A 24130-nucleotide genomic window follows, 5' to 3' on the forward strand; every position below is an offset into this window, starting at 1 on the left:
GGGAATTCCGATGAGTAATGAACACCTTTCGCCAGACGCGAAAAAAATTCTTCAAACCATGGCATCCTATGTGCCGGAAATGGAAGCTGTGCGCCACGATTTGCATGCCCATCCAGAGACAGCTTATGAAGAGCATAGAACGGCAAAAGTTATTGCCGATCTTTTGAAAAAATGGGGTTATGAAGTTACAACAGGCCTTGGCAAGACCGGTGTTGTCGGGCGCTTGAAAGTTGGCGATGGCAAAAAATCCATTGGTTTGCGTGCCGATTTTGATGCTCTGCCGATTACAGAAATGACCAATCTTGAATATTCCAGTTGTCATGAAGGCAAAATGCATGCTTGTGGTCATGACGGCCACACAACCATGTTGTTAACGGCCGCACGCTATTTTGCCGAAACGAAGAATTTCAACGGGACACTCAACCTCATTTTCCAGCCGGCAGAAGAAGGTTTTGCCGGTGCAAAAGCAATGATTGATGATGGCCTTTTTGAAAAATTCCCGTGTGATGCCGTTTTTGGTATGCACAATTGGCCGGGGTCTCCAACCGGCAAAATTTCTGTTAATACAGGGGCATTCATGCCTTCAAGCGACACTGTCAAAATCAAAGTGATTGGCAAGGGCGGCCATGGTGCTGTTCCGGATAAGGCAATTGATCCGATAGCAGCAAGTGCTGCGATCATTTCAAGCCTGCAAACGATTGTCTCGCGAAATGTGCCACCGCTTGAAACAGCCGTCGTCACTGTTGGCAGCTTTCATGCAGGGTTTGCCGCAAATGTTATTCCCGATAGTGCGGAAATGTTGCTCACTGTCCGTTGCTTTAGTCCGGACGTAAGGGATTTACTGCAATCGCGTATCGAAAGTCTCGCCAAGTTACAGGCGGAAAGTTTTGGTGCAACCGCTGAAGTTGATTATCAACGTTCATATCCTGTTCTTGTCAACCACGAAGCAGAGACGGCATTTGCTGTCGATGTTGCGGCAAAAGTTTTCGGGCGCGACCATGTTGATGACAATATGACGAAACCATCGGGAAGTGAAGACTTTGCCTTTATGTTGGAAAAAGTGCCAGGGTCCTATGTTGTCATCGGAAATGGAGATAGTGCACCTTTGCATAGTCCCAATTACAATTTCAACGATGAATTGCTGCCTCTTGGTGGTTGTTATTGGGTTTCATTGGCTGAAACATATTTGAAATGACTTTTGAAGGCTACATTCCCGAAAAATGTAGGATATAGGACTTAAATCTATGAAACATATTCGCGAACACATTGAGAAAACCATTGATGAAATGGTGGCAATCCGCCACCAAATTCACGAAAACCCTGAAATGGGCTTTAACGAGCATAAAACCGGCGATAAAGTAGCGAGCCTTCTTGAAAGCTGGGGCTTTGACGTTGTGCGGGGTGTCGGTAAAACCGGCATTGTTGGCACATTGAAAGTCGGTAATGGCAAAAAGATCATCGGTATACGTGCCGATATGGACGCCCTTCCGATAGAAGAGGAAACGAATTTGCCTTATGCGAGTAAAAATGCAGGTGTCATGCATGCTTGCGGTCATGACGGGCATACAACCATTCTTCTGACTGCCGCCCGTTATCTTGCCGAAACCAGGAATTTTGATGGCACAGTTCGCGTTATTTTCCAGCCGGCTGAAGAAAGTCTTGGCGGCGGCAAGAAAATGATTGATGACGGATTGTTTGAAAAATTTCCATGCGACCGGATTTACGGCCTGCATAACTGGCCGGGCTTTCCTGCCGGAACATTGCGTTTCACCAAGGGGCCGATGATGGCCTCTGTCGATACCGCTTATATTACAGTTCGCGGTAAAGGTGGTCACGGGGCACGGCCGGAAACAACAATTGATCCGATTGTTGCAGCATCGTCTATCGTTATGGCCTTGCAAACCATCGTTTCCCGTAATGTCCCACCGCTTGAGGCCGCACTTATCACTGTCGGTATGTTCAAGGGGGGCAGTGTTTCCAATGTCATCCCAGAAGAAGTCAAGATGGAGCTGACGATCCGCGCATTTTCACCTGAAGTCAGAAAATTGTTACAGGAACGGATTTGTAAACTCGCCAAATCGCAGGCCGAAAGCTATGGTGCCGAAGCCATTATCAATTATGAACGTGGCTATCCTGTTACTGTGAATGATGCCGAATCGATCGATTTTGCGCTGGACGTCGCAAAACAGATTGTCGGCGACAAAAATGTCGTCGAAAATGCCGAGCCGCTAACTCCGAGTGAAGACTTTTCCTATATGCTGGAGAAAGTTCCGGGTGCTTATATCATTATGGGTAATGGCGACAGTACAGGCCTCCATACTCCCCAATACAATTTCAACGATGATGGTATTGCTGTAGGAGCAACCCTGTGGGGTGCGCTGGTTGAAAAATATCTCGCCAAAGCTTGAACATTTTAAAATTTCAAGTTGCTTTTTTGCGAACCGGATATTCAACAGATATTCGTTGCATCTAGCCGGAAAACCAACTTGTCATCTACTATTTGCCCGCCTGTTTTTAAAAATCCACTCACGGGAAACAGGCGGGTTTTCATTCGGAAAGACTATTTTTACGCAATTTATATGCAATTTATATGCAATCGCACCTCGCCAATTATTTAGAATAGCAACCCGGCGGGAAACATCGGGTAGCGAGAAAAAATATCCGGACAAAAAGAAAATTTGGTTGGTCATTTCTTGATAATCATCTTTTACACCATCCATAATAGGCAGGATTATCAACGGGGACGGGAAAGATGACTGAAAAAACAATCGAAAATTTGGTTCTCTCCTATTTGCCGGAAATGACAGCTTTTCGACATACTGTTCATGAAAATCCGGAATTGTCGGGAAAGGAAACGGCAACATCGGCTCGTGTCGGCGAACTTCTCGAACAATATGGTTATAAAGTCACACGTCACGTCGGTGGGAACGGTATTGTCGCGTCATTGAAAAATGGCAATGGGCGAAAGTCCATCGGCATCAGAGCCGATATGGACGCTTTGCCGATAAGGGAAGAAACAAATCTCGAATATGCCAGCAAAAATGAAGGTGTGATGCATGCTTGTGGACATGACGGGCATACAACGACACTTCTTACAGCCGCGCGCGCTTTAGCCGAAACAAGAAATTTTGACGGAACAGTGCATCTTATTTTTCAACCGGCCGAAGAAATCGGTGCCGGTGCAATGGCTATGATTAAAGACGGATTGTTTGAAAGATTTCCTTGTGATGCGGTTTATGGGCTACATAATTGGCCGGGATTGGAGCAAGGGAAAATCCAATTTACCAAAAATGCAATGATGGCCTCTGTCGATTCCGTAACAATTGTCGTTTATGGAAAGGGTGGTCATGGAGCCCGCCCTGAAACTGCAATCGACCCGATCATTGTAGCGTCTTCAATCGTCATGGCATTGCAAACAATTGTTTCCCGAAATATTCCGCCACTCCAATCAGCCATTATATCGACCGGCTCGATACATGGCGGTGAAGCATTCAATATCATTCCGGATAGTGTGACAATTTCACTGACGGTGCGCAGTTTCTCGGCAGATATTCAAAATCTTGTTGAAGACCGGATCAAAAAAATCGTTGAAGCGCAGGCGCAAAGTTTCGGAGCGCGCGCTTCTGTGCAATATGACCGGCTGGTTCCGGCGCTGGTCAATCATTCTGAATACAGCGATTTTGCTCTTGATGTCGCAAAACAGAGATTGGGAGCTGATAAAATCGTCCAGAATGAAATACCGACCACTGTAAGCGAGGATTTCGCCTTTATGCTACAAGCCCGTCCGGGAGCATTTTTCTTTCTCGGCAATGGCGACAGTGCAAGCCTTCATAGCCCTCACTATAATTTTGACGATCGCAATCTGGTGGATGGAGCAATTTTCTGGTGTGCACTTGTGGAAGCAGTTTTAAAACAGAATTAACCAATCGGAAACCATCCTTATGCATTATCGCAAAAGTTGAATATTGGTTGAACGGAAATGATCGGAAATTGAATCCGTTCTGAATTGCAAATTTTTGAAGACGAGTTCAGGTATTTTATGAAAAAATCATGCCCCTCTTTGACTCGCCGCACTTTCCTTGTCGGAAGCGGAACAGCTTTTATCGGGGTCTTGAGTGGCTGCACAAGCAGCGGAATTTTGGGAGATGGTTATAGTAATATGACCACCGGAGCAATCCCGCGCCCCCCGATCGGAATTGATAAAGGTTTTACAACGCCCGACAAAATGTATGCGGCCGTTCATGAAGGTCCTTATACGCTTGCCGCCATACCTTATGATAAAGTTCCAAAACAATTTCTACGGCAGATTGTACCCAATCCGACAGGCGAACCACCCGGTACAATTGTTGTGAGCCTGAAAGACCATTTTCTTTATTTCATCCAGCCTGACGGCGATGCTTTGCGCTATGGTGTCGGTATTGGTGCAGCCGGTTTCCAATGGTCGGGGCGTGCCAATGTCCAGTTTAAACGTGAATGGCCGCGCTGGACACCGCCTGCTGAAATGATTGGTCGAAAACCCGAACTTGTCGAATATCGTAATGGTATGGAACCGGGGCCGACCAACCCGCTTGGTGCACGCGCGCTTTATATTTATCAAAACGGGCGCGATACGGGATATAGAATCCATGGTTCACCGGAATGGTGGTCCATCGGGCAATCAATGTCATCCGGTTGTATCAGGCTGATGAATCAGGATATTATCGACCTCTACAATCGGGTTCCGGTTGGAACACCGATTGTAGTAGGTTAGTCCTCATTATATGGGAGGAGGCGTATAATGAGAAGAAAGGGGTGCCCGACTAGACAAGCGGGGGCAACTCTATCGGGCACCTTGGGGGATACCAGGTTTCGTCCTGGTGCTCACTAAACGAGTGGCCGAATATAAAGTTCCAAAAAATTTTGATTTCATTCAAAAGGGCTTGAAGAATGTTGAAAAAGACTTTCCTTATGACATTTATCCTGGCTGCTCTTTATGGCTTTGCGGCCAATGCACAAGCTTCTTCAGTGCGTAATCAAACCTATATTTGTGAACGTGGTGTGGCGTTGCAGGCGATTTTTATCAAAGATAAAGATGATTCTTATGCGGTTATTTTTGTTGATGGAAAATTGGTAGCAATGCATGAAGATGTCAAAGGGCCGGAAAGGCTTTTTATTGCTGTTGACGATCAGGATAATTATCGTTTCCATATAAAGGGGAACGACGCAAGTCTCACCTATAAAGATAACGACCAGTCAAAGGCAGAAAAAGTCGTTTTACAGTCCTGTCAGGCCGATATAGCGGAGGATTAATGGAAAAACCTGATTTTGAACGAGGTCCTTTCGGAAAGTTGCGGATGAAGGCTGGCGAGCTGTGGCAGGCTTATGTTGGCCATTCCTTTGTTAATCAATTGGCAGCGGGAACACTGGCCGAGAAATGTTTCAGAAAATTTTTGACGCAGGACTATTTGTTTCTGGTTCATTTTTCCCGCGGTTATGCGCTTCTCGCGGCAAAATCGACAAATATTGCAGATATCAGGGAAGCACTTGATGGCCTCAAATCCATTATTGAAGAAATGCCGCTTCATGTCGCTTATGCCAAAAAATGGGGAATTTCCGAACAGGAAATGAGTAGAGCAACCGAGGCATTGGAAACAATTGCCTATACGCGCTACGTTCTCGATGTCGGATATGCCGGCGACCGGCTTGATTTGATGGCCGCTCTATTGCCCTGCGTTGCCGGTTATGCCGAAGTCGGCTTGCGGCTTGCAGGTTCCAAAACCACTGTCTTTAATGGCAATCCCTATTCGGAATGGATTAAAAATTACGAAAGCGAAGAATATATCAAAGGGGTGATAGCCTTTATTGATAGTTTCAACAAGCTTGCGGAAAAATATGAAGGGGAAGTGCGTTTTCAACGTTTGAGCGAAATATTCAACACGGCTACGCGTCTCGAAACCGAATTCTGGCAAATGGGGCTTGATGCGTAATAATTGACGATCATTCAACCGATCTATTTGAAGTCAATGGCGTGCAAGGCTTGTCCATTGCGTTTCAACCATGCTTTACATTCTTTCGTTCGCGGGCATAATTTTTCGCATAAAGCCCAGAATTTGGAACTATGATTCATTTCAACAAGGTGGGAAGCCTCATGGGCAACGAGATAGTCGATAACTCCCAAAGGAGCCATGACAATTCGCCATGAAAATGACAAATGCCCGTCAGCAGAACACGACCCCCAACGGCTTCTGGTGTCCTTATAGCGGACGGAAACCGGCTTCCGGCCTACGGTAGCGCAATGCTTTTCGACAAGCGGAGCAATAATATGAGCGGCCTGTTTTTTAAGTGCGTCTCCAATGTGCCTTGGTAAATAACGCTCGTCACCATAAACAATTATTTTTCCACCCTTACCATTATCATCGGCAATGATGGTGACTGTGCCCCGCCCTTCCCGATGTATGATTTCATAGGGATGGCCCAGAATAGGTATAGCAGCACCGGCTTTCAACATCGGCGTATTGCGAGGCGCTGGCAAACGGGAAATGCGGCTTTCTATCCAACCTTTATAACGTTCAATGAAGCTCGTAATCTCGTTTTCCGATGTTTTCGGAGGAACAGTGACACGAACGCCTTTTCCGCCGGCTTCTATGCGCAATGTCAGCCTTTTTGCGCGCGCAGTTTTCACGATTGTAAGCGGCAAGGAACGGTCTGACAATTGAAGTGTCAATTGCAGCTTTTCCGGTTTCAAATCAGGCGAGCGGGAGAGGCTAGAAAACATGGGCCTTATTTAGGAAATGAAAGCGTTTTTTGAAGAGATTTAATCATATTATAGGAAAATTATTATCACAACGGACTGAAACCATGTCACACCCACCGCAAACATATCGGCGGGTAGAGCCGGATTTCCTTATAAAAGGGAATCCTTTTTATTCTCTTCCGTTTTTGCCTTTTAATCAATTCGTCTAAAATGAAGAACCGGTTTTATTCTTTCCTTGTCATATCGATCAGGCATATTCAACGCGCACCGTTTGCTATCAGCATCTCCAAAGCGTTGAGGATGGCGGCAATATCTTGCGGACGGGAGAGATGGTGTTCGCCATCACGAATCAAAGTGAGTGTAACATTATCGAAAGGCAGATGTTCGACAAGTTCAAGCGTATGCTGATAAGGAACTTCATTGTCGGCCATTCCCTGAATGATATGAACCGGACAATGAATATCGATAAGGCCTTCCATAACCAGATTTTTATCACCGTCATCAAGAAAGATTTTGGTAAAAGGAACCGGTTCCGGCTCGTTTTCATAAGGGACTTCAAAAAAGCCGCGTTCTTCCAGTTCCCGATTTTGTTTGCTTGTCATTTGCGGGCGAACAAGGTCACGGGTGAAATCAGTTGCAGGGGCGAGAAGCAACAAACCGGCAAGCGGAATGTGTTTCTTTGCCAATTCCTGCGCCATGCGAAGCGCTATCCATCCACCCATTGATGAACCTGCTATAATTTGCGGGCCGCGGCAAAATTTTTCAAAAAGCGTCAGGCTTTCCTGCAACCACAAGGAAATGCTTCCCTTGTAAAAATCGCCCTCCGATTCGCCAGTGCCCGAATAATCGAAGCGCAAAAACGGATAGCCGTTTTTTTCTGCAAATGCATTCAATGCAACGGCTTTTCCCCCCATCATGTGCGAGCGGTAACCCGGTAGCCACATCAAACCGGGGTGTTTTGTTCCTTCAAGGGCACGTATTGCGAGTTTTTGATGGCCGACAGTTAAAAATTCAAGATCACCATTTTGCATGAAAAACTCCTTACATCGCCGGAACGATAACAAATATTATAGATAGACTTATTTTAGCCGGAAAATCGCGAACATAAACCCTTAATGCCGCTTTAAAGCCAATATTCAATAAAACCTAGCATTTCGGTTGTTTTTGAACGTTAATTTGTATATGACGAAAAACAGATGAATTTATTCGACTGAAATAAAATATCCGGTGTGAAATCTTGGGTAAACCAAGTTATCACACAGGTTTTAAAGGATAAATTGTATCTGAACTGGATAATTGAAACTATTATAGGGAGAATCGACCATTCGCCGACCGTTTAAAACAACGCCAACCCCAAAAGATGGGCCGCGTTCCAATCAGGATATCCGCATTCCTCGCATACAACTTATCGATCATGAGGGGCATAATCACGGGGTCGTTCCGACGCAAGATGCTTTAGCAATGGCTGAAGAGGCAGGTCTCGATCTTGTCGAGATTGTTCCAAATGCCGAACCACCGGTTTGCAAAATCATTGATCTTGGAAAGCTGAAATATCAGAACCAGAAAAAGGCATCCGAGGCGCGCAAGAAACAGAAGACCGTGGAAATCAAAGAAATCAAGATGCGGCCGAACATTGATACCCACGATTACGGGGTAAAAATGAAGGCAATCGGAAAATTTCTTGAAGGTGGCGACAAGGTCAAAATTACCCTTCGGTTCCGTGGCCGCGAAATGGCGCACCAGGAATTGGGCATGCAGCTTCTCGAACGTGTAAAATTGGATACAGCCGGTATTTCAAAAGTTGAAGCCGAGCCAAAACTTGAGGGGCGACAGATGATGATGGTTATTGCGCCCAAATAATTTTGTGTATTTTTTAAAAAGCACCGTTGATAACGGTGCTTTTTTATTAACTTTTAGTTGCAAACCCTAATCGGCAAATGAAATAGTAAACATATCGTATTTTGTTTTTATGCTGTTCAAAGCATAGAAGTTGTGTTTCGAGTTTTATACCGCGAAGGGAAACATGTTTTTTTGAAATATAGAAAGCATGGTTATGCGGCAAGAGTAGGGATTATATGTAATGTCAGGATGGCTTAGACGTAAACCGGTGATTGGGCAAACGTCACAAAGGGAACGAAAACTCATTCCGACATTAAGTTGGCCCCATCTTGTCGCGTTAGGTGTCGGTGGAATTGTCGGGACCGGTATTTATACCCTCATCGGTATTGGTGCCGACAGAGCAGGGCCATCCGTGCTGTTATCCTTTGTCATTGCCGGTGTTGTGTGTGCATGTGCCGCTTTTGCCTATGCGGAACTTGCAACTCTTATTCCGCTAGCAGGCGGAGCCTATACCTATTCCTATGCAGCATTAGGCGAGTTGATTGCCTGGATTGTCGGGTGGAGCCTTATTCTTGAATATTCACTTGTGGTCAGCACTGTGGCCGTTGGCTGGTCGGCTTACGCAACAGGATTTTTGCACGGCATCGGCATTCATTTGCCGTTCTGGCTTTCGGCAGGTTACAACGCAGTAGATCCGGCAACCGGTGTGCACGGGTTTGTCAATCTTCCGGCTGTGTTTATTGTTTTTGTTATTGCCGGCATGTTGATGATTGGTACCAAAGCAAGTGCGACATTGAATTTGTTCCTTGTTGTTATCAAAATAGCAGCTTTGGTACTTTTTATTATTGTCACACTTCCCCATTTCAATCTTGAAAATCTTCATCCCTTCATGCCGAACGGATTTTCCAAAGTCATGTCACCGGATGGTGTAGAACGTGGTGTGATGGCTGCGGCCGCTATTATATTTTTCGCATTTTATGGTTTTGATACAATTGCAACCGCTGCCGAGGAAACCAAACAACCGCGTCGGGATCTTTCTATCGGTATCGTCGGTTCGCTGATTGCGTGTATCATCATTTATGTTCTCGTCGGCCTTGGAGCAGTAGGTGCACTCCATTACACCAGTTTTGCGCATAGTGAAGAACCGCTTGCCCATATTTTGCGTACATTAGGCTCGAACCGCATTGCCGGTCTGATCGGCATTGCGGCTGTTATAGCATTGCCGACAGTGTTACTGGCATTCTTCTATGGCCAGACACGTATATTTTTTGTTATGGGACGCGATGGAACCCTTCCCGGTTTCCTCTCGCGCGTCAACGCAAAAACCGGAACGCCGGTTGCAACGACGCTTTTTACCGCCGTCATTATTGCCGCAATTGCCGGGCTTTTCCGACTTGATGAAATAGCTGCACTTGCCAATGCCGGAACGCTGGTTGCCTTCACTTCTGTTGGCATATGCCTGATTGTTTTACGCAAAACAGCAGCCGATGTTCCCAGAAAATTCAAAACACCTTTGGTCTTTATTGTCGGCCCGCTCAGTGCAATAGGCTGCATTTATCTGTTTTTCAGCCTTCCATCGAAAACCCAATATTATTTTCTGTTGTGGAACCTTATTGGCATCGTACTCTATTTTTGTTACGGTTTCAGGAAAAGTAACATAGCGCGTCACATTTCCGTGAATGACCGCTCTTAATGGCATTTTATGATGAACGTTTTTTTCTGAAATGCGTTTATTTATTATATTATATTCACGAGTGTTGTTCGGACAGAATGTTACATTTAGATAGTTTGCCATGCTGGAGGTATGTTTAAGTGTATAAACCAATAAGTTTCTTTTCAGCTGTTATTGCTTTATGCCTGGCGCCGATGGCTGCGGAAGCGGCTGTATACCAGAAAGTTCCGGGAACAGCGGTCTATATTAGTGTGCCCGACAGCTTTACTCTGACAACCGATTTTAGCGGTTTTATAGACAAAAAGTCCGGTGCATCTATTATCGTTGCAACAATGCCGCCAGCCAGTGACAGTGTGAAAAAGTTATTTAACGACGAAAAAACATTCATATCCGCTATGGATAATCATCATTATTCAATTACTTCACGTTCCCGCACGAAATCGCGTGATGGTAATGCTTTGCTTGTTTATCAGGGAAAGCAAACTGCCGCCAATGGTGTTTTTGATAAATGGTCTTCAATGCTTTTTGCACAGAATGCTTCTTACGTGATTACCGTACAGGCTCCTGAAACAGAACATTTCGCATTGGATGATGCGATGAAGATTTTCGCATCCGTTTCGCTTGCCCGTCATAATGATGAAGGCGATCAATTAAGCGCTCTTCCATTTACTTTTGGTGTTGAACCGCCATTTGAATTTGTTGGCTCCATTATGAACAGTTCGGCAATGTTGACCATTCCGGCTTATACAAAAGATAGTGCTGAAAGTCCCGATATTGTGGTGACAAAGGGGCTTGAAACGGCTCAGGGTGCTCCTCTCGACAAGGTTGTCGATAATTATCTTAACTCTATCAAAGGGACCGTTAACAATGTCGCAGATCGCAAGACCTCGCACACAAAGTTCGCTGGCCACCCCGGTTTGAGGTTGCAGGCGACAGCAGAGATGAAAGGCGATCCGGTAGATCTTGTTATTTATGCGGCTGTGGGCAATGACGGGCATCCGATTTTCATGCACGCAACCGGCGAGAAGGGAACATTGGCTGCCTATAGCGATGAAATTGAAAAGACAGCCGATAGCATACAACTGAGAAACGACGAGAAGAAGTAACTCTCGACAGTGCCGGAAGTCGAAGGATAACCTTCGGTATCGCTTTTTGAGCTCCGATGAGCGGCTTTTGAGAGCCTGCCGTCGGGGCTATTTTATATTTTTTGGCAAAGCCGTATAAAATCCGGACATTTCAACCATGTATCGAATCGCAATGACGGCAATTCGCAATCCGGTTCCCGTTTCAGGTCTAAGAGCTGAGTCGACATAACAACTGGTCGAACATAGGAGTTGGCCCGACGTAAGAGTTTGCAGCCTATAAGGGCAGTTTTAAAAATAATGAATCGGCGGATTTTTTTAAAAAGATGTGCACAAAATCGGGTGGCGGCTTTTTGACAGGCAGGAAAAGCCACAGGCGTCCGGCATCTGTGCACTTTTGAGATAATGTACCGATCAAAATGACATAAACGCGTAATATTGCACATAACCGTCGGTTCCATTAAACTTGAAACATATGGCAGAGTGGATGGAATTCTTGCATCTCGATCTTCAACAGGATAGGAACAAGCTACCAGTAGTGCTCGTTGATGATGCTTCTACTTATCTGTTACTAGAGGCAGTCATTTAAAAAGGTTCGGCTATTTATGGCTAAAAAGAAACAGTTATCATCATTTGATAAAAGACTGATTGTTCGTTTGCTGCATGATAATTTCCGCAAACATGCATTCTGGTATATTTGCGCAATCATATCAATGCTCGTCATATCTGCTACGACCGGCGCAAGTGCCTGGATTATGCGTGATGTAGTCAATCACATCATCGAAGCAAATGATTTCAAGGTCATTGCGATGGTTTCGACCGGAGTGGCGGTTATCTTTATTATCAAAGGATTTTCCACTTTTGCGCAGACCTATTTTTTGAGTAAGGCAGGAAACAGTATCGTTGCAGAACAACAGCGCCGTATTTATTCGCGCCTTATGCAACAAGGTGTTGCTTTCTATCAGAATACGTCTTCATCCGATCTGCTTGTGCGTGTAACGCAAAATGCAAATGCTGCTCGCAACATTATCGATACGATTGTAACCACGTTTGTACGTGATCTTTTTTCGGTTATCAGCCTTCTCGCAGTCATGCTCTATCAGAATTTTCTACTCAGCATTGTCGCTTTGGCGGTTGGCCCTATCGCTTTTATCGGGGTCCGTCAGGTTTTGAAGCGCGTTCGCGGGTTAATGGAAAAGGAACTCTCTTCCATTGCTGAAATCATTAAAGTTATGCAGGAAACAACAATTGGCATTCGTGTCATTAAAGCTTTCTCGCTCGAAGAACTGATGAAACGGCGCATGAATAAGGCGATTACCGATGTCGAAGTACGTTCAAACGGCATTGCCAAGCTGGAAGCTGCAACCAGTCCGATTATGGAAACTCTTGCCGGTATTGCAATTGCTGTTGTTATTTGTTTTTCCGGTTATATGGCGACGCAAAGAGTTGGCGTTCAAGGCGAGCTGATGTCATTTATTGTCGCACTCCTTCTGGCCTATGAACCGGCAAAGCGGGTTGCCAATGTGCGTGTCAAAATCGAATCAGGCATGATCGGTGTGCGTATGATGTTTGAAATTCTCGATCATCCGCTTACCCTTATGGAAAAAGAAAATCCGGTTGATCTTGACCGCTCGAAGGGCGATGTCCGGCTTGAACATGTCGGCTTTTCCTATGTGAAGGATCACATGGTTCTGCATGACATCACTCTTGATATTCCGGCAGGAAAGATGACGGCATTGGTCGGGCCTTCCGGATCGGGGAAATCGACAATGATTAACCTTATCATGCGCCTGTATGATCCGCAGGAAGGCCGCATTCTGATTGATGGTCAGGATATTCGTGATGCCAGTTTCAAATCATTGCGCGAATTGATGTCTTATGTCGGGCAAGATACGTTTCTTTTCCAAGGCACTGTCCGCTATAATATCGGGTTAGGGCGCGAAGGGGCGACCGAAGAAGAAATAGAGGAAGTTGCCAAGCTTGCCAATGCACATGATTTTATTATGGAACTGCCAGACGGTTACGATACCGATGTCGGTGATAATGGCGGCAATCTTTCGGGTGGTCAAAAACAGCGTATTGCTATCGCACGCGCTATGTTGCGCAATAGTGAAATTCTGATACTGGACGAGGCGACAAGTGCTCTCGACTCGGAATCGGAATCGTTAATCAAGGAAGCTTTGGCACGTCTGACCACCAACCGCACAACCATTGTCATAGCCCACAGGCTTTCGACAATTTCGCGTGCCGACAAAATTGTTGTTATGAAAAACGGCAGGATTGTCGAACAGGGAACCCAGCATCAATTGTTGAAGATTGAAGGCGGCCTTTATAAGCACCTCCATGATTTACAGTTCAAAGATCCCGATTTCGACGATATTGACCATGTAGAGGATTCATCACAAGATCAGAAAAAAATTGCCAAATAATTCGGGTTCTTTTGAAATTCCGGTTCTATTCGGCATTGTTCATCTCTATCAGATGCAAAATAATGCGATCACTGATTTGTCAGGTTGAATTGGCTTTCTTTCAAAAATACTCTAAATTGGTAGGGTAGGAGAACGATTAGCTTCTACCCTAGCCATTTTATAGATGTTTTAAATGTTTCTCGCCAAAGGAAAACCATTATGAAAGCCGTCGGATATTTCGAGAATTTGCCGATTACTGATGATCGGTCTTTGCAGGATTTCGATTTGGAAATGCCGGAAATCGGCGATTACGACCTTCTGGTTGCGGTGAAGGCTGTTTCGGTCAATCCGATTGATGTGAAAACGCGCCAGACCGGTAAACCATTTGACGGTAGCCCACGAATTTTAGGGTTTGATGCGTCCGGCATTGTGCAAAAACTTGGTAAAAATGTTACCGGTTTTCACGAGGGAGATGAAGTTTTTTATGCCGGTGCTATCAACCGGCAAGGTTCAAACAGTGAATTTCAAGCTATTGATAGCCGCCTTGTTGCACTTAAACCGGAAAGTCTTGATTTCAAGACAGCGGCTGCGATGCCGCTCACATCGCTTACCGCTTACGAAATGTTGTTTGACCGCATTGATATTTTGAAACCGGTTCACAATGGCAAAAATGCCCTTTTGATGATTGCCGGTGCTGGTGGAGTGGGTTCGATAGCCATTCAATTGGCTCGTCAACTCTCCGATGTTGAAATTATTGCAACCGCTTCCCGCCCGCAATCACAGGAATGGGCGTTGAAGATGGGAGCGCATCACGTCATTGACCACACAAAAGATTTTGCTCCACAACTTGAAAAGATCGGCTTCCCCAATCCGTCATTCATCTTTTCGACAGCAAATTCCGACGGTTATTTACCTCAATATGTCAATATTATCGCCCCCGAAGGACGACTTGGTCTTATTGATGGACCGAAAACATTTGATATTAACCCGCTAAAGATGAAAAGCGTTTCGGTTCATTGGGAATCAATGTTTACCCGTTCCATGTTCGTGACAGACGATATTGCGCGCCAAGGACAAATTCTGCATCATGTCGCGCAATTGATCGACGAGAAAAAGCTTGTTCCCACGCTTTCAAAGGTTTTGTCGCCAATCAATGCTGCCAATTTGAGAGAAGCCCACCGTTTGATCGAAACGCACCGCTCGGTCGGCAAACTTGTCGTTGAAGGTTTTTAATCGAATGGCGGGAAAAAACCGCCATTCAAATTTATATTCCGGATTTTATTCAACGAGCTTTCCCAGACGTACTGCCGTGTTACCTTTGCGGGCATGGCGCATTGACGGTTGAACGAGAATGCAATTGTCGTAAGGCGTTTTGATCTCTTCGTCACCATCATAGGCTATGATAGTGCCAGCTTTGCCAATCAGTTGCATGCCTTTAAAATTGTCGGAAAAACGGAAGTTATCTGTTTTGATTGTAACAGCTTCGGTAATATCAACCAGTTTCTGTTGTTGTGGAGCTGTTGGCAGGAGGTAATGTTCAACAGTTTTTCTATCAGCAATACCGGCAACCATCAAAAATCGCGCAGCAACATCGAGAGCTGCGGGGTAGGCCTGTTTTTCAAAATGTTGACCTGATTCAAATAAAATTGCAGCCTTGCGACTTTGCGGATTGCCGAAATCACCGTAATCACGCAGCCGTTTTCCTGCTTTATGGCCTTTGTCCATTACAATATATTCAGGAACACCGACTTGGCGGGCGAGATCTTCCCCTTTTTTAAGGTAACCCCCCATCATGATTGCCGGATCGGATTCATGCATAGAATGAAGATCCACCAGCAGATCAACCTGATCGACAACGGGGCGTAACGCACGCGCCCGACGCAATTCCAGACTGTCACGGGATCCATCAAGGGCTTCTTCGCTCCAGACGCGGTTCATATCTTCGTCAAGAAACCGCGTAGCATCGGGTGCATCGGGAGAAAATGCTTCATAGGCGGCAACATTGGCAAAACCCAAAGTAAGTGTACCACGTTCGGGTTTGAATTTGTCACGCAAGAGCTTGTCGACAACCAATGCGCCGCTGATTTCGTTGCCATGGATGAGCGACATAATCATAGCGTGTTTACCGGGATGCCCCGACTTGAACTGATAAATATAATCGACACCGCAATTACCTTGTTTCCACGCCGACAGGTCGGGGAACGGCAATTCGATCGGATATTGTTCGAGATTGGTATTCATGATCTTAACTGAAATCCTTGTTTTTATCTGTCGCTTTATGGCGACGAGCCAATAGGAGGATTGATATCAGGCTCAGAAGAACCGTGGACATGACGTAAAAGCTTGGCGACATGTTGTTATGCGTAGTCTGAATAAGCCAGGTTGCTATCAGCGGTGCAAAACCGCCGAAAATAGTGACCGACAGATTGTAACTGACCGCAAGACCGGTACTTCTCACATTGGTCGGGAAAATCTCGGCAATAAGTGCAGGTATTGCCGCAAGGCCGCACGCCAGAAGAAAACCGACAAAAGCCTGTACCGCAAAGAGTACCGCAGGTGTAGGCATTGCGTTAAGAATATAGAATAGCGGCCAGGATGTAACACCAAGAAATACGAATGAAATAGCGACGATCCGGATACGTCCGAACCGGTCGGAAATCGTGCCGACCATCGGCGAGACGATTAACAGCATAAATCCGGTAATCACTGCTCCGATGAAAGAAAAAGTTTCGGGTAAATGCAATTGTTTGATCGCATAAGTCGGCATGTAAATTTTATGTACGTAATTGAATGCTGTTGCCGCCGCTACAACTCCAATGCAAAGCAGAATATCATGCCAATTATATTTGAAGAGATCGTGTAGAGGCGTATTTTTCGGGCGATTGGATTTGACAGTCTCGAAATCGGCTGTTTCGGCAACACCGCGGCGTATATAAAAGCCGATCGGACCGATTAACAAACCAAAGGCAAAGGCAAGACGCCAACCCCATGAATTAAGCTGTTCGGGAGAAAGAAGAGCAAATAGCAGGGCACTTAAACCGGCTGCAAAAACGGTTGCCAGCCCTTGTGTCGACATCTGGAAACTGGCAAAAAATCCACGTTTGTCAATTCCGGCATGTTCTACCATAAAAGCAACAGACGAACCGAATTCCCCGCCGGTTGAAAATCCTTGTAACATGCGCGCTATGATGATGATAAGCGGGGCCAGAATTCCGATGGTTTCATAAGTAGGACAAAAGGTTATCATTGCAGTGCCGATAACCATCAGCGAGATGGAAAGAGACATAGATGCTTTCCGACCGGCTTTATCGGCATAGCTTCCCAATACGATCGAGCCGAGTGGGCGGGTGATAAAAGATATACCGAATGTTCCGACAGCAATCAGCAATGATACGGCACTGTCCTTATTCGGGAAGAATAAATTCCCGATTGTAATCGCAAAATAACCATAGATCAGAATATCATAGAATTCCAATGCATTACCGGCACTTGCGGCAGCAAATTCGCGCCAGTGTTCCTTGATGCTTTGCCGGATTGACCGGTTACCTTCGCTAGCTTGATGCCCCATTTTCCCCCTCGCCGGTTTCAGGTTTTTCAAAAATTCGTCCAAGCCGAATACAGTCAAGACCGCCTTTATATTATTTAAACGGATATTTCACGCAATAAAACGTGTATATGACCGGTTTTTAACAACCAGTTTTATCAATTTCCAAACCGGAATGAGGTAAATATACTTGTGCTTATTTTAAACGGTCGTCGACATAATAAGCCCATATTTTATCAACGATCGGATGGTTTGAAAATTTTTTACGATAAAGAGCAATGTCCCCTGCGGCATAAGCCATGCAAAATTTTCAATTTCCACGATCAGCCCGCTATCTATTGCCGGTTTACATAGTTGATAGGGTAGAAAGGCCATACCAGTAACGGTAGCTTTTAGCCCGACCAAGGAACTGAAAGAGTGGGTTTCATGCACGCCATGCAGATTCGGCTTTTCATCCAAGCTTGCGATATGACGGGCGATAATCGTTTTCAAGGTTGGCGGTAAAAAAACAAAAATGGATCAGGCTGTTCTGTCATTCCGGTCAATATCGGGCTTTCCGTTTTTATCAACAACACTGACGGGAACCAGTGTTTCATGTGCAATTGTCAATCAATTGAATTTCTTCCGATTGGCGCGCAGTCTCGTGATAACCGGAATAGGCCAATAAAAGATCTGTTTCATTATTTGCAAGCAAAAGAATTGCGCTTCCATTACTTCCGGCAATGACACGGGTATGAAAAGTACCGGCTTTTTCATTTATTTCTTTATACCATTGCGGAAAAAAACTTATCGATAATGCTACACTTGTCGCTATTCCCGAATCCGGTCGGGGATCATCTTTTTCGCGCGGCCACCCGTTTGTGAAACAGGCGGATTGTTCCCGATATATCGCCGCTTCCATCATAATGAGACTGTCGGGTGTCAATTCGACCGGTTTTTCCATTCAACAAGTCGAATTCCCACCCATTCTTCCGGAAGTTTTATGCCTCGCCCGAAAGCCGGACGGGTAATATGGTAGCTTTCGTGAAACCACAGGTGCGGGCGGGTTCAGGAAAATCTTCGAGCCACATCACCGGTATGACAATTTTTTTCTTTAATCCGGACGGCGATAACAAGTCGGTCGGGCGTGATGAAGGGCTATGCGTGCAATAGCTTGATCGAGGGGCTCTGTTTTCACATCCATTGATGCGCCATTGGCATGAATAAGCGTTCCGGAATCAATCATAATGGCTACATGACCTTTCCAAAACACCAGATCGCCGCGTTTGAGGCCGTCATCCGGCGAAATATTTTTTCCGATTGTTGCCTGCTGCATATCGGTATCACGCAAGACTGTTCGTCCCGTCATCATCATCGCAAGTTGCACAAGGCCTGAACAATCAATTCCCAAACCACTTTTGCCCCCCCAAAGATAGGGCGTGTGAATGAAAGATTCTGCTATTGTTACATAATCATCTGCCACCGTGGTGACAGGCATGATATGGTTGAAAACAACAAAATCTCCGTTATCAAGCCTAGCATAACGGGTGCCGCGTGTTTCGGCCTCTGCAACCACGCTGATGCGGCTTCCCATGGATAAAGGGCTAATCATGGGGCTGCGCAAGTCCGCATCACGATATTGGAAAGTGCGTGGCACGTTCACCCGATGGGTGGGTTGATTACCAATAGAACCGATTTTTGACTGTTCTACGTAACCGACATAGCCATCTTGTTGGGCTTGAACCCAGCAAAAGCCGTTTTTTTCTTCAAAGACTTTTACATTTTCGCCGAAGAGACATTCGCTTTGCCGTTCTGAGAGCGCGTCCGGAATTTTGTAAAGAGCAGCAACAGGTGCGACAATGCGCTTCAAAGAACCGGCTACAAATCGGGATGCCTCCACTTTGCCACGCAAAGCTTCGTCGGCAAGGTCGAGGCGATAGGCATGAAGACGCGGGTCAAGTTTATCCATCAAAGACCTTTCAGAATTGTATAAAGAGCGCGAATTCCTTGGGCTTCACCACCAATCGGGAAAGCGGGCTTTTCGGCCGGTGTCCAGCCATAAATATCAAAATGTGCCCAGTTTGCCGCCTGATCGACGAATTTCTGTAAAAACAAAGCAGCCGTAATAGAGCCGGCAAATCCGTCTGTAGTTACATTGTTGAGATCGGCAATGCGGGAGGCGAGTTTTTTCTGATAAGGTTTCCAGAGTGGCAATTGCCATAGCGGATCCTGAATTTCCATTGAAATGCGGGAGATTTTTTGACCGAGATTTTCATTGTTGCAATAAAAGGGCGGGACATCCGGTCCCAATGCGACACGTGCCGCACCGGTCAAGGTTGCCATGTCAAAAAGATAATCCGGTTTTTCCTCGTCGCCAAAGGCGAGCGCATCCGCCAGAATAAGCCGCCCTTCAGCATCGGTATTGCCGATTTCGACAGTCAATCCCTTTCTGCTTTTTAAAACATCTCCGGGCCGAAAAGCATTTCCGGAAATCGAATTTTCAACAGCGGGAACGATAAGTCGCAACCGGATGGGGAGTTTTGCATCCATGATGAGTTTGGCAAGCCCCATGACATTGGCAGCTCCGCCCATATCTTTTTTCATCAATAACATGCCATTTGCGGATTTTATATCGAGGCCACCACTATCGAATGCCACTCCTTTTCCCACCAATGTCACTTTAGGGTGGTTCATGTCTCCCCAGCGGAGGTCGATAATACGCGGGGCTACCGAGCCGGCACGCCCGACAGCGTGAACCATCGGGAAATTTTGTTTGAGAAGATCATCTCCCCAAATACTTGTAACAGTCGCGCCGTAAGTTCTTCCCAATTGGCGTATTGCTTCCTCGATTGTGTCGGGCTCCATGTCATTGGTCGGCGTATTGATGAGATCGCGAACAAGAAATGTTGTTTCAGTAAGACGTTCCAGTTCATCTTTATCAATATTGTCAGGAAGGGTGATTTTAAGTTTTTTTTGTGCTTTTGTCTGGAGATAGCGGCGGAATTTATAACTTCCTAACCCAAGTCCCAGAAAAAGATTAAGCGGGTTTTCCGGCAAATTTTCAAAATGCCATTCACCTTCCGGCAATTGTTTGAACAAATTTCCGGTTATAAAGGCATCGCTACCGTCGCCCGCTCCGAGGTAGGCTCTGGAAGCTATCCCGTCATTATCAGGAACCACCAATATGTCACCGCTTTTGCCGGTGAAGTGATTGGCTTTTGCCCACGAGCCTGCAACAGTGTCTTCGGAAGCAAAGGAGAAATCATTTTCTGCGACCAGAATGATCGGGTGGCTGTGTTCGGATTGTTCTGTTGTAAATTCAATCGGGCAAGATGTTATCGGAGCCAATATTCGCGACATAATTCACCTATAATTTTCTAAGCGCAACATATTCCACCAGATGATCGCTACCCTTGTGCAAGATAAGATCGGCACGTGGCCGTGTTGGTAAAATATTTTCTTCAAGATTTTTCAGATTGATTGTGTTCCACAAATTTTCGGCAACCGCCATCGCTTCCTGTTCAGTCATTTTTGAATAACGATGGAAAAATGATTGGGGATTTTGGAAAGCTGTGAGCCGGAAACGGCGGAACCGCTCCATATACCAGTGGCGGATAATTTCGGTTTTTGCGTCAATATAAATAGAAAAATCGAAAAAGTCGGAAACGAATGGCACGGCTTTTCCATCACGCGGCAAATCCCTGACCTGAAGCACGTTAATACCTTCGACAATAAGAATATCCGGCCGGTCGACAACAATCTGCTCGTTTGGCAAAACATCATAGGCCGCGTGGGAGTAAAGCGGTGCTACAACGTCACCCATGCCTGCTTTGATTGCGGAAAGGAAACGTAAGAGTTTGCCGACATCATAGGAATCAGGAAAGCCTTTTCTATCCATCCGGTTTTCTGCTCGTAAAACCGCATTGGGGTAAAGAAAACCGTCTGTTGTTATCAGGTCAACTTTGGGGCTGGATGGCCAACGTTTGAGGAGTTCTTGCAAAATGCGGGCGGTGGTCGATTTACCAACCGCAACAGAACCCGCAATACCTATGATGAACGGTGTTTTAGCTGTGTCTTGTGTGCGCAAGAAACGTTTGCGTTTTTGAAACAGCATCTGGATTGCTTCGACATGGGTCGAAAGCAGGCGGGAAAGGGAAAGATAAATGCGTTGCACTTCATGAAGATCAATCGGATCACCGATGGAACGCAATCGCTTGACCTCGTCAAAGGTCAGGGTCAGTGGCGTATCGGCACGAAAGACAGACCATTCATAGGCAGTAAAAATGCTATAGGGCGAATAACGGCCGAAAACAAAATCACCGAGGTCGCCGGATTGGTGAGTAGGCTCTGGTGTATCAACCATTCTTTCGGGATGCCTTTTCCTCAAGTCCGGATTGAGCTGTGCGCCTTGCAAGTTCTTTGATAACGTCATCAAGCTTTATTCCGCGTATATGCCACATAACCAGCAAATGATAGATCAGGTCGGCGCTCTCGCTGATGAAATGTTTGTCATCTTCATCAATCGAGGCGATAACAGTTTCAACCGCTTCCTCACCCATTTTTTTGGCAGCACGTCCCATTCCCTTTTGTACGAGGCTTGCCGTATAGGAACTGCCATCGTCAACTTTTGCACGTTCGGCAATCGTATGTTCAAGGGTATGCAAACTAAAATCAGTCATTCACCTTCTCCGAATTCATCCAGACGTACCGGAATGCCGGCTTTTGCCATATAATGTTTTGCTTCATCGATGCTATAGGTTCCGAAATGGAAAATTGAAGCGGCAAGCACCGCCGTTGCATGTCCGTCACGGATACCGGCCACGAGATGGTCGAGTGTTCCAACGCCGCCCGATGCAATAACAGGAATATCCACTGCATCGGCAAGGGTGCGGGTCAATGTAATATCATAACCTTCTTTTGTCCCGTCACGGTCCATAGAGGTGAGCAGAATTTCACCGGCACCTTTTTTTTCAACAAGACGGGCAAATTCGATAGCATCAATACCGGTCGGGTTTCTGCCGCCATGGGTAAAAATTTCCCAACGCCGGTTTTTACCGTCCCCTGCGACCTCTTTGGCATCAATGGCAACCACAATACATTGATTGCCGAATTTGTCGGCGGCTTCGGCAACAAAATCGGGGTTTTTAACAGCGGCTGTGTTTATCGACACCTTGTCGGCACCGGCAAGCAGAAGTTTGCGTATGTCGTTTACAGTGCGCACACCTCCGCCAACCGTGACAGGCATGAAACATTGGTCGGCGGTGCGGGCTACAACATCGAACAATGTCTCGCGATTGTCGCTGCTTGCTGTAATATCGAGAAAACACAATTCATCGGCACCGGCGCTGTCATAGGCTTTTGCAACTTCAACCGGATCACCGGCATCAACGAGATCAACAAAGTTGACCCCTTTGACGACACGTCCGTCTTTAACATCAAGACAAGGAATAATACGCGCTTTGAGTGTCATAATTGCCCACTCTTTCCGGCTTTTTTATTTGCCTCGTCAATCAATGCCAATGCTTCTTTCGCATCAATATGCCCATCATAAAGAGCGCGTCCCGAAATTGCGCCGTTCAATATGGCAGCTTCGGGTGAACAAAGCCGTTTTATATCCTCCATCGAGGCAAGACCGCCGGAAGCAATAACCGGTATTGTCACAGAACGGGCAAGCTCAAGGGTTGAATTCCAGTTGATACCGGTGAGGATGCCATCGCGATCAATATCGGTATAGATAATGGCGGCAACACCTGCACCTTCAAAACGTTTTGCCAGTTCAAGGGCGGAAAGTTCGGACTCTTCAGCCCACCCTTCAACGGCAACTTTGCCGCCGCGGGCATCAATACCAACGGCTATTTTTCCAGGAAAAAGTTTGCAAGCTTCACGAACCAGTTGCGGATTTCTGACAGCAACAGTGCCGAGAATTACGCGGGCGAGCCCCTTTTTCAGCCAGTTTTCGATATGGGCAAGGGTTCTGATACCGCCACCAAGCTGGACAGGATTGGTTGTTGCCTCTAATATTGCATCAACGGCCGAACCGTTGACTGTGACGCCTTCAAATGCACCGTTGAGATCAACAACGTGAAGCCATTTGAAACCTTCCGACTGGAAGTGGTGGGCTTGCGCGGCAGGATCGGCACTATAAACCGTTGCCTTGTTCATATCGCCGAGTTTCAGGCGGACACAAAAGCCGTCTTTTAGATCGATTGCAGGGTAAAGAATCATGGTTTCCATTCCAGAAAATTGGCAATGAGTTGAAGGCCGAGACGCTGGCTTTTTTCCGGATGGAACTGCGTCCCGAACATATTGTCGCGGATAACTGCTGCTGTGACCGGCCCGCCATAATCGGTTACTGCCAATAATTCATCAGGATTTTGACAATCAAGTTGATAGGAATGGACAAAATAGGCATGAAGCCCCTGTTCACCGGTACGGATGCCGGAAAATAGCGGGTGGCTCCGTTTCAGTTCGAGGGTGTTCCAGCCGATCTGGGGCACTTTCAAAGCATCGTCTTGAGGCTTTATCAAAGTGACATCACCTTTAATCCAGTTAAGACCGTTGGTGATTGTTTTTTCCATTCCGCGGGAAGCCATGAGCTGCATACCAACGCAAATCCCCATGAAGGGATAGCCACCTTTCAGCACCCTTTCGTTCAAAGCTTCAACCATTCCCTGAACGGCATCAAGTCCGGTTCGACAATCGGCATAGGCACCGACGCCCGGCAAAACCACGCGGTCGGCTTTCATAACATCTTCTGCCCGATTGGTGAGGATAATATTTGCGTTTATGCTATGGTCATGACTTGCGCGCTCGAAAGCTTTTGTGGCCGAGCGTAAATTGCCGGAGCCGTAGTCGATAATTGCGACTTGCATT

Annotated in this window: 23 protein-coding genes; 11 read left to right on the forward strand and 12 right to left on the reverse strand. The window is 46.1% G+C overall.

Translation table 11 applies throughout. The annotated features are described in order from the left end of the window. Positions 1–10 precede the first annotated feature (10 nt). The 6 genes from GQS64_RS01705 to tenA all read left to right on the forward strand — a co-directional run bounded on the left by GQS64_RS01705 (position 11) and on the right by tenA (position 5966). Complete coding sequence (locus tag GQS64_RS01705) at positions 11–1195, forward strand: M20 aminoacylase family protein (protein WP_077990299.1); 1185 nt, start codon at positions 11–13, stop codon at positions 1193–1195. A gap of 49 nt (positions 1196–1244) precedes the next feature. After that, on the forward strand, positions 1245–2408 hold the full coding sequence (locus GQS64_RS01710) for a M20 aminoacylase family protein (protein ID WP_198230433.1): 1164 nt from the start codon (positions 1245–1247) through the stop codon (positions 2406–2408). Between the two features lie 344 nt (positions 2409–2752). Further along, on the forward strand, positions 2753–3922 hold the full coding sequence (locus GQS64_RS01715) for a M20 aminoacylase family protein (protein ID WP_198230434.1): 1170 nt from the start codon (positions 2753–2755) through the stop codon (positions 3920–3922). 117 nt (positions 3923–4039) lie between these two features. Further along, positions 4040–4750, forward strand: a complete 711-nt coding sequence (locus GQS64_RS01720) for a L,D-transpeptidase (protein WP_077990305.1) — start codon at positions 4040–4042, stop codon at positions 4748–4750. A 176-nt stretch (positions 4751–4926) separates the two neighbouring features. Continuing rightward, the gene (locus tag GQS64_RS01725) at positions 4927–5289 is read left to right on the forward strand and encodes an MliC family protein (protein WP_198230435.1); all 363 of its coding nucleotides are present in this window, start codon (positions 4927–4929) and stop codon (positions 5287–5289) included. Continuing rightward, complete coding sequence (tenA, locus tag GQS64_RS01730; RefSeq protein ID WP_198230436.1) at positions 5289–5966, forward strand: thiaminase II; 678 nt, start codon at positions 5289–5291, stop codon at positions 5964–5966. Before GQS64_RS01725 ends, tenA begins: the two co-directional genes overlap by 1 nt. Before the next feature lie 23 nt (positions 5967–5989). On the opposite strand, the gene GQS64_RS01735 is transcribed toward tenA, so the two are convergent. Both GQS64_RS01735 and GQS64_RS01740 read right to left on the reverse strand, forming a co-directional pair. Further along, entirely contained in the window at positions 5990–6754 is a 765-nt protein-coding gene (locus GQS64_RS01735) for a M48 family metallopeptidase (RefSeq protein ID WP_198230437.1), read from the reverse strand. Positions 6755–6990: 236 nt separating this feature from the next. After that, complete coding sequence (locus GQS64_RS01740; RefSeq protein ID WP_198230438.1) at positions 6991–7764, reverse strand: alpha/beta hydrolase; 774 nt, start codon at positions 7762–7764, stop codon at positions 6991–6993. A gap of 292 nt (positions 7765–8056) precedes the next feature. On the opposite strand from GQS64_RS01740, the gene infC reads away from it, so the two are divergent. The 5 genes from infC (at position 8057) to GQS64_RS01765 (ending at position 14967) form a co-directional block, all read left to right on the forward strand. Next, complete coding sequence (gene infC, locus GQS64_RS01745; protein WP_077990314.1) at positions 8057–8593, forward strand: translation initiation factor IF-3; 537 nt, start codon at positions 8057–8059, stop codon at positions 8591–8593. 220 nt (positions 8594–8813) lie between these two features. After that, positions 8814–10265 (forward strand): amino acid permease, encoded by a 1452-nt coding sequence (locus tag GQS64_RS01750; protein ID WP_198230439.1) that lies wholly within the window; start codon positions 8814–8816, stop codon positions 10263–10265. Positions 10266–10438: 173 nt separating this feature from the next. Beyond that, entirely contained in the window at positions 10439–11350 is a 912-nt protein-coding gene (locus tag GQS64_RS01755) for a hypothetical protein (RefSeq protein ID WP_149866620.1), read from the forward strand. Between the two features lie 581 nt (positions 11351–11931). Then, positions 11932–13755 carry an ABC transporter ATP-binding protein gene (locus GQS64_RS01760; RefSeq protein WP_077990318.1) on the forward strand — a complete coding sequence of 608 codons (1824 nt, stop codon included), beginning with the start codon at positions 11932–11934 and terminating at the stop codon, positions 13753–13755. A 198-nt stretch (positions 13756–13953) separates the two neighbouring features. Further along, positions 13954–14967, forward strand: coding sequence for a zinc-binding alcohol dehydrogenase family protein (locus GQS64_RS01765; protein WP_077990320.1), 1014 nt, complete (start codon positions 13954–13956; stop codon positions 14965–14967). A 45-nt stretch (positions 14968–15012) separates the two neighbouring features. On the opposite strand, the gene GQS64_RS01770 is transcribed toward GQS64_RS01765, so the two are convergent. The 10 genes from GQS64_RS01770 to hisH all read right to left on the reverse strand — a co-directional run bounded on the left by GQS64_RS01770 (position 15013) and on the right by hisH (position 24129). Next, positions 15013–15975: a succinylglutamate desuccinylase/aspartoacylase domain-containing protein gene (locus GQS64_RS01770; RefSeq protein WP_198230440.1), complete on the reverse strand. Its 963-nt coding sequence runs from the start codon at positions 15973–15975 to the stop codon at positions 15013–15015. 4 nt (positions 15976–15979) lie between these two features. Then, positions 15980–17302, reverse strand: coding sequence for an MFS transporter (locus tag GQS64_RS01775; RefSeq protein ID WP_077994370.1), 1323 nt, complete (start codon positions 17300–17302; stop codon positions 15980–15982). Positions 17303–17870: 568 nt separating this feature from the next. Continuing rightward, positions 17871–18221, reverse strand: coding sequence for a hypothetical protein (locus tag GQS64_RS01780; protein ID WP_198230441.1), 351 nt, complete (start codon positions 18219–18221; stop codon positions 17871–17873). Positions 18222–18371: 150 nt separating this feature from the next. Continuing rightward, positions 18372–19226, reverse strand: coding sequence for an NlpC/P60 family protein (locus GQS64_RS01785; RefSeq protein WP_198230442.1), 855 nt, complete (start codon positions 19224–19226; stop codon positions 18372–18374). After that, on the reverse strand, positions 19226–20617 hold the full coding sequence (locus GQS64_RS01790) for a leucyl aminopeptidase family protein (protein ID WP_198230443.1): 1392 nt from the start codon (positions 20615–20617) through the stop codon (positions 19226–19228). Before GQS64_RS01790 ends, GQS64_RS01785 begins: the two co-directional genes overlap by 1 nt. 7 nt (positions 20618–20624) lie before the next feature. Next, entirely contained in the window at positions 20625–21620 is a 996-nt protein-coding gene (gene coaA / locus GQS64_RS01795; RefSeq protein WP_077990327.1) for a type I pantothenate kinase, read from the reverse strand. Further along, positions 21613–21936: a phosphoribosyl-ATP diphosphatase gene (locus GQS64_RS01800; RefSeq protein ID WP_198230444.1), complete on the reverse strand. Its 324-nt coding sequence runs from the start codon at positions 21934–21936 to the stop codon at positions 21613–21615. The genes coaA and GQS64_RS01800 overlap by 8 nt, the downstream gene beginning before the upstream one ends. Then, positions 21933–22727: an imidazole glycerol phosphate synthase subunit HisF gene (gene hisF / locus GQS64_RS01805; RefSeq protein WP_198230445.1), complete on the reverse strand. Its 795-nt coding sequence runs from the start codon at positions 22725–22727 to the stop codon at positions 21933–21935. The genes GQS64_RS01800 and hisF overlap by 4 nt, the downstream gene beginning before the upstream one ends. Continuing rightward, positions 22724–23482: a 1-(5-phosphoribosyl)-5-[(5-phosphoribosylamino)methylideneamino]imidazole-4-carboxamide isomerase gene (hisA, locus tag GQS64_RS01810; RefSeq protein ID WP_198230446.1), complete on the reverse strand. Its 759-nt coding sequence runs from the start codon at positions 23480–23482 to the stop codon at positions 22724–22726. Before hisA ends, hisF begins: the two co-directional genes overlap by 4 nt. Then, the gene (gene hisH, locus GQS64_RS01815) at positions 23479–24129 is read right to left on the reverse strand and encodes an imidazole glycerol phosphate synthase subunit HisH (RefSeq protein ID WP_198230447.1); all 651 of its coding nucleotides are present in this window, start codon (positions 24127–24129) and stop codon (positions 23479–23481) included. Before hisH ends, hisA begins: the two co-directional genes overlap by 4 nt. Position 24130: the final 1 nt, after the last annotated feature.

It is taken from the genome of Bartonella sp. P0282, assembly GCF_048452985.1.
GTDB lineage: Bacteria > Pseudomonadota > Alphaproteobacteria > Rhizobiales > Rhizobiaceae > Bartonella > Bartonella choladocola.

What these genes read in the sequence shown, in the direction of transcription:
- GQS64_RS01720 (WP_077990305.1), top strand. Translation starts at nt 4,040, where the DNA reads ATGAAAAAATCATGCCCCTCTTTGACTCGCCGCACTTTCCTTGTCGGA.
- GQS64_RS01770 (WP_198230440.1), bottom strand. Translation starts at nt 15,975, where the DNA reads ATGAATACCAATCTCGAACAATATCCGATCGAATTGCCGTTCCCCGAC.
- GQS64_RS01710 (WP_198230433.1), top strand. Translation starts at nt 1,245, where the DNA reads ATGAAACATATTCGCGAACACATTGAGAAAACCATTGATGAAATGGTG.
- GQS64_RS01790 (WP_198230443.1), bottom strand. Translation starts at nt 20,617, where the DNA reads ATGTCGCGAATATTGGCTCCGATAACATCTTGCCCGATTGAATTTACA.
- GQS64_RS01725 (WP_198230435.1), top strand. Translation starts at nt 4,927, where the DNA reads ATGTTGAAAAAGACTTTCCTTATGACATTTATCCTGGCTGCTCTTTAT.
- hisA (WP_198230446.1), bottom strand. Translation starts at nt 23,482, where the DNA reads ATGATTCTTTACCCTGCAATCGATCTAAAAGACGGCTTTTGTGTCCGC.
- GQS64_RS01755 (WP_149866620.1), top strand. Translation starts at nt 10,439, where the DNA reads ATGGCTGCGGAAGCGGCTGTATACCAGAAAGTTCCGGGAACAGCGGTC.
- GQS64_RS01800 (WP_198230444.1), bottom strand. Translation starts at nt 21,936, where the DNA reads ATGACTGATTTTAGTTTGCATACCCTTGAACATACGATTGCCGAACGT.
- GQS64_RS01775 (WP_077994370.1), bottom strand. Translation starts at nt 17,302, where the DNA reads ATGGGGCATCAAGCTAGCGAAGGTAACCGGTCAATCCGGCAAAGCATC.
- GQS64_RS01765 (WP_077990320.1), top strand. Translation starts at nt 13,954, where the DNA reads ATGAAAGCCGTCGGATATTTCGAGAATTTGCCGATTACTGATGATCGG.
- GQS64_RS01760 (WP_077990318.1), top strand. Translation starts at nt 11,932, where the DNA reads ATGGCTAAAAAGAAACAGTTATCATCATTTGATAAAAGACTGATTGTT.
- GQS64_RS01715 (WP_198230434.1), top strand. Translation starts at nt 2,753, where the DNA reads ATGACTGAAAAAACAATCGAAAATTTGGTTCTCTCCTATTTGCCGGAA.
- GQS64_RS01750 (WP_198230439.1), top strand. Translation starts at nt 8,814, where the DNA reads ATGTCAGGATGGCTTAGACGTAAACCGGTGATTGGGCAAACGTCACAA.
- hisF (WP_198230445.1), bottom strand. Translation starts at nt 22,727, where the DNA reads ATGACACTCAAAGCGCGTATTATTCCTTGTCTTGATGTTAAAGACGGA.
- GQS64_RS01705 (WP_077990299.1), top strand. Translation starts at nt 11, where the DNA reads ATGAGTAATGAACACCTTTCGCCAGACGCGAAAAAAATTCTTCAAACC.
- GQS64_RS01785 (WP_198230442.1), bottom strand. Translation starts at nt 19,226, where the DNA reads ATGGATAAACTTGACCCGCGTCTTCATGCCTATCGCCTCGACCTTGCC.
- GQS64_RS01740 (WP_198230438.1), bottom strand. Translation starts at nt 7,764, where the DNA reads ATGCAAAATGGTGATCTTGAATTTTTAACTGTCGGCCATCAAAAACTC.
- GQS64_RS01780 (WP_198230441.1), bottom strand. Translation starts at nt 18,221, where the DNA reads ATGGAAAAACCGGTCGAATTGACACCCGACAGTCTCATTATGATGGAA.
- hisH (WP_198230447.1), bottom strand. Translation starts at nt 24,129, where the DNA reads ATGCAAGTCGCAATTATCGACTACGGCTCCGGCAATTTACGCTCGGCC.
- GQS64_RS01735 (WP_198230437.1), bottom strand. Translation starts at nt 6,754, where the DNA reads ATGTTTTCTAGCCTCTCCCGCTCGCCTGATTTGAAACCGGAAAAGCTG.
- tenA (WP_198230436.1), top strand. Translation starts at nt 5,289, where the DNA reads ATGGAAAAACCTGATTTTGAACGAGGTCCTTTCGGAAAGTTGCGGATG.
- coaA (WP_077990327.1), bottom strand. Translation starts at nt 21,620, where the DNA reads ATGGTTGATACACCAGAGCCTACTCACCAATCCGGCGACCTCGGTGAT.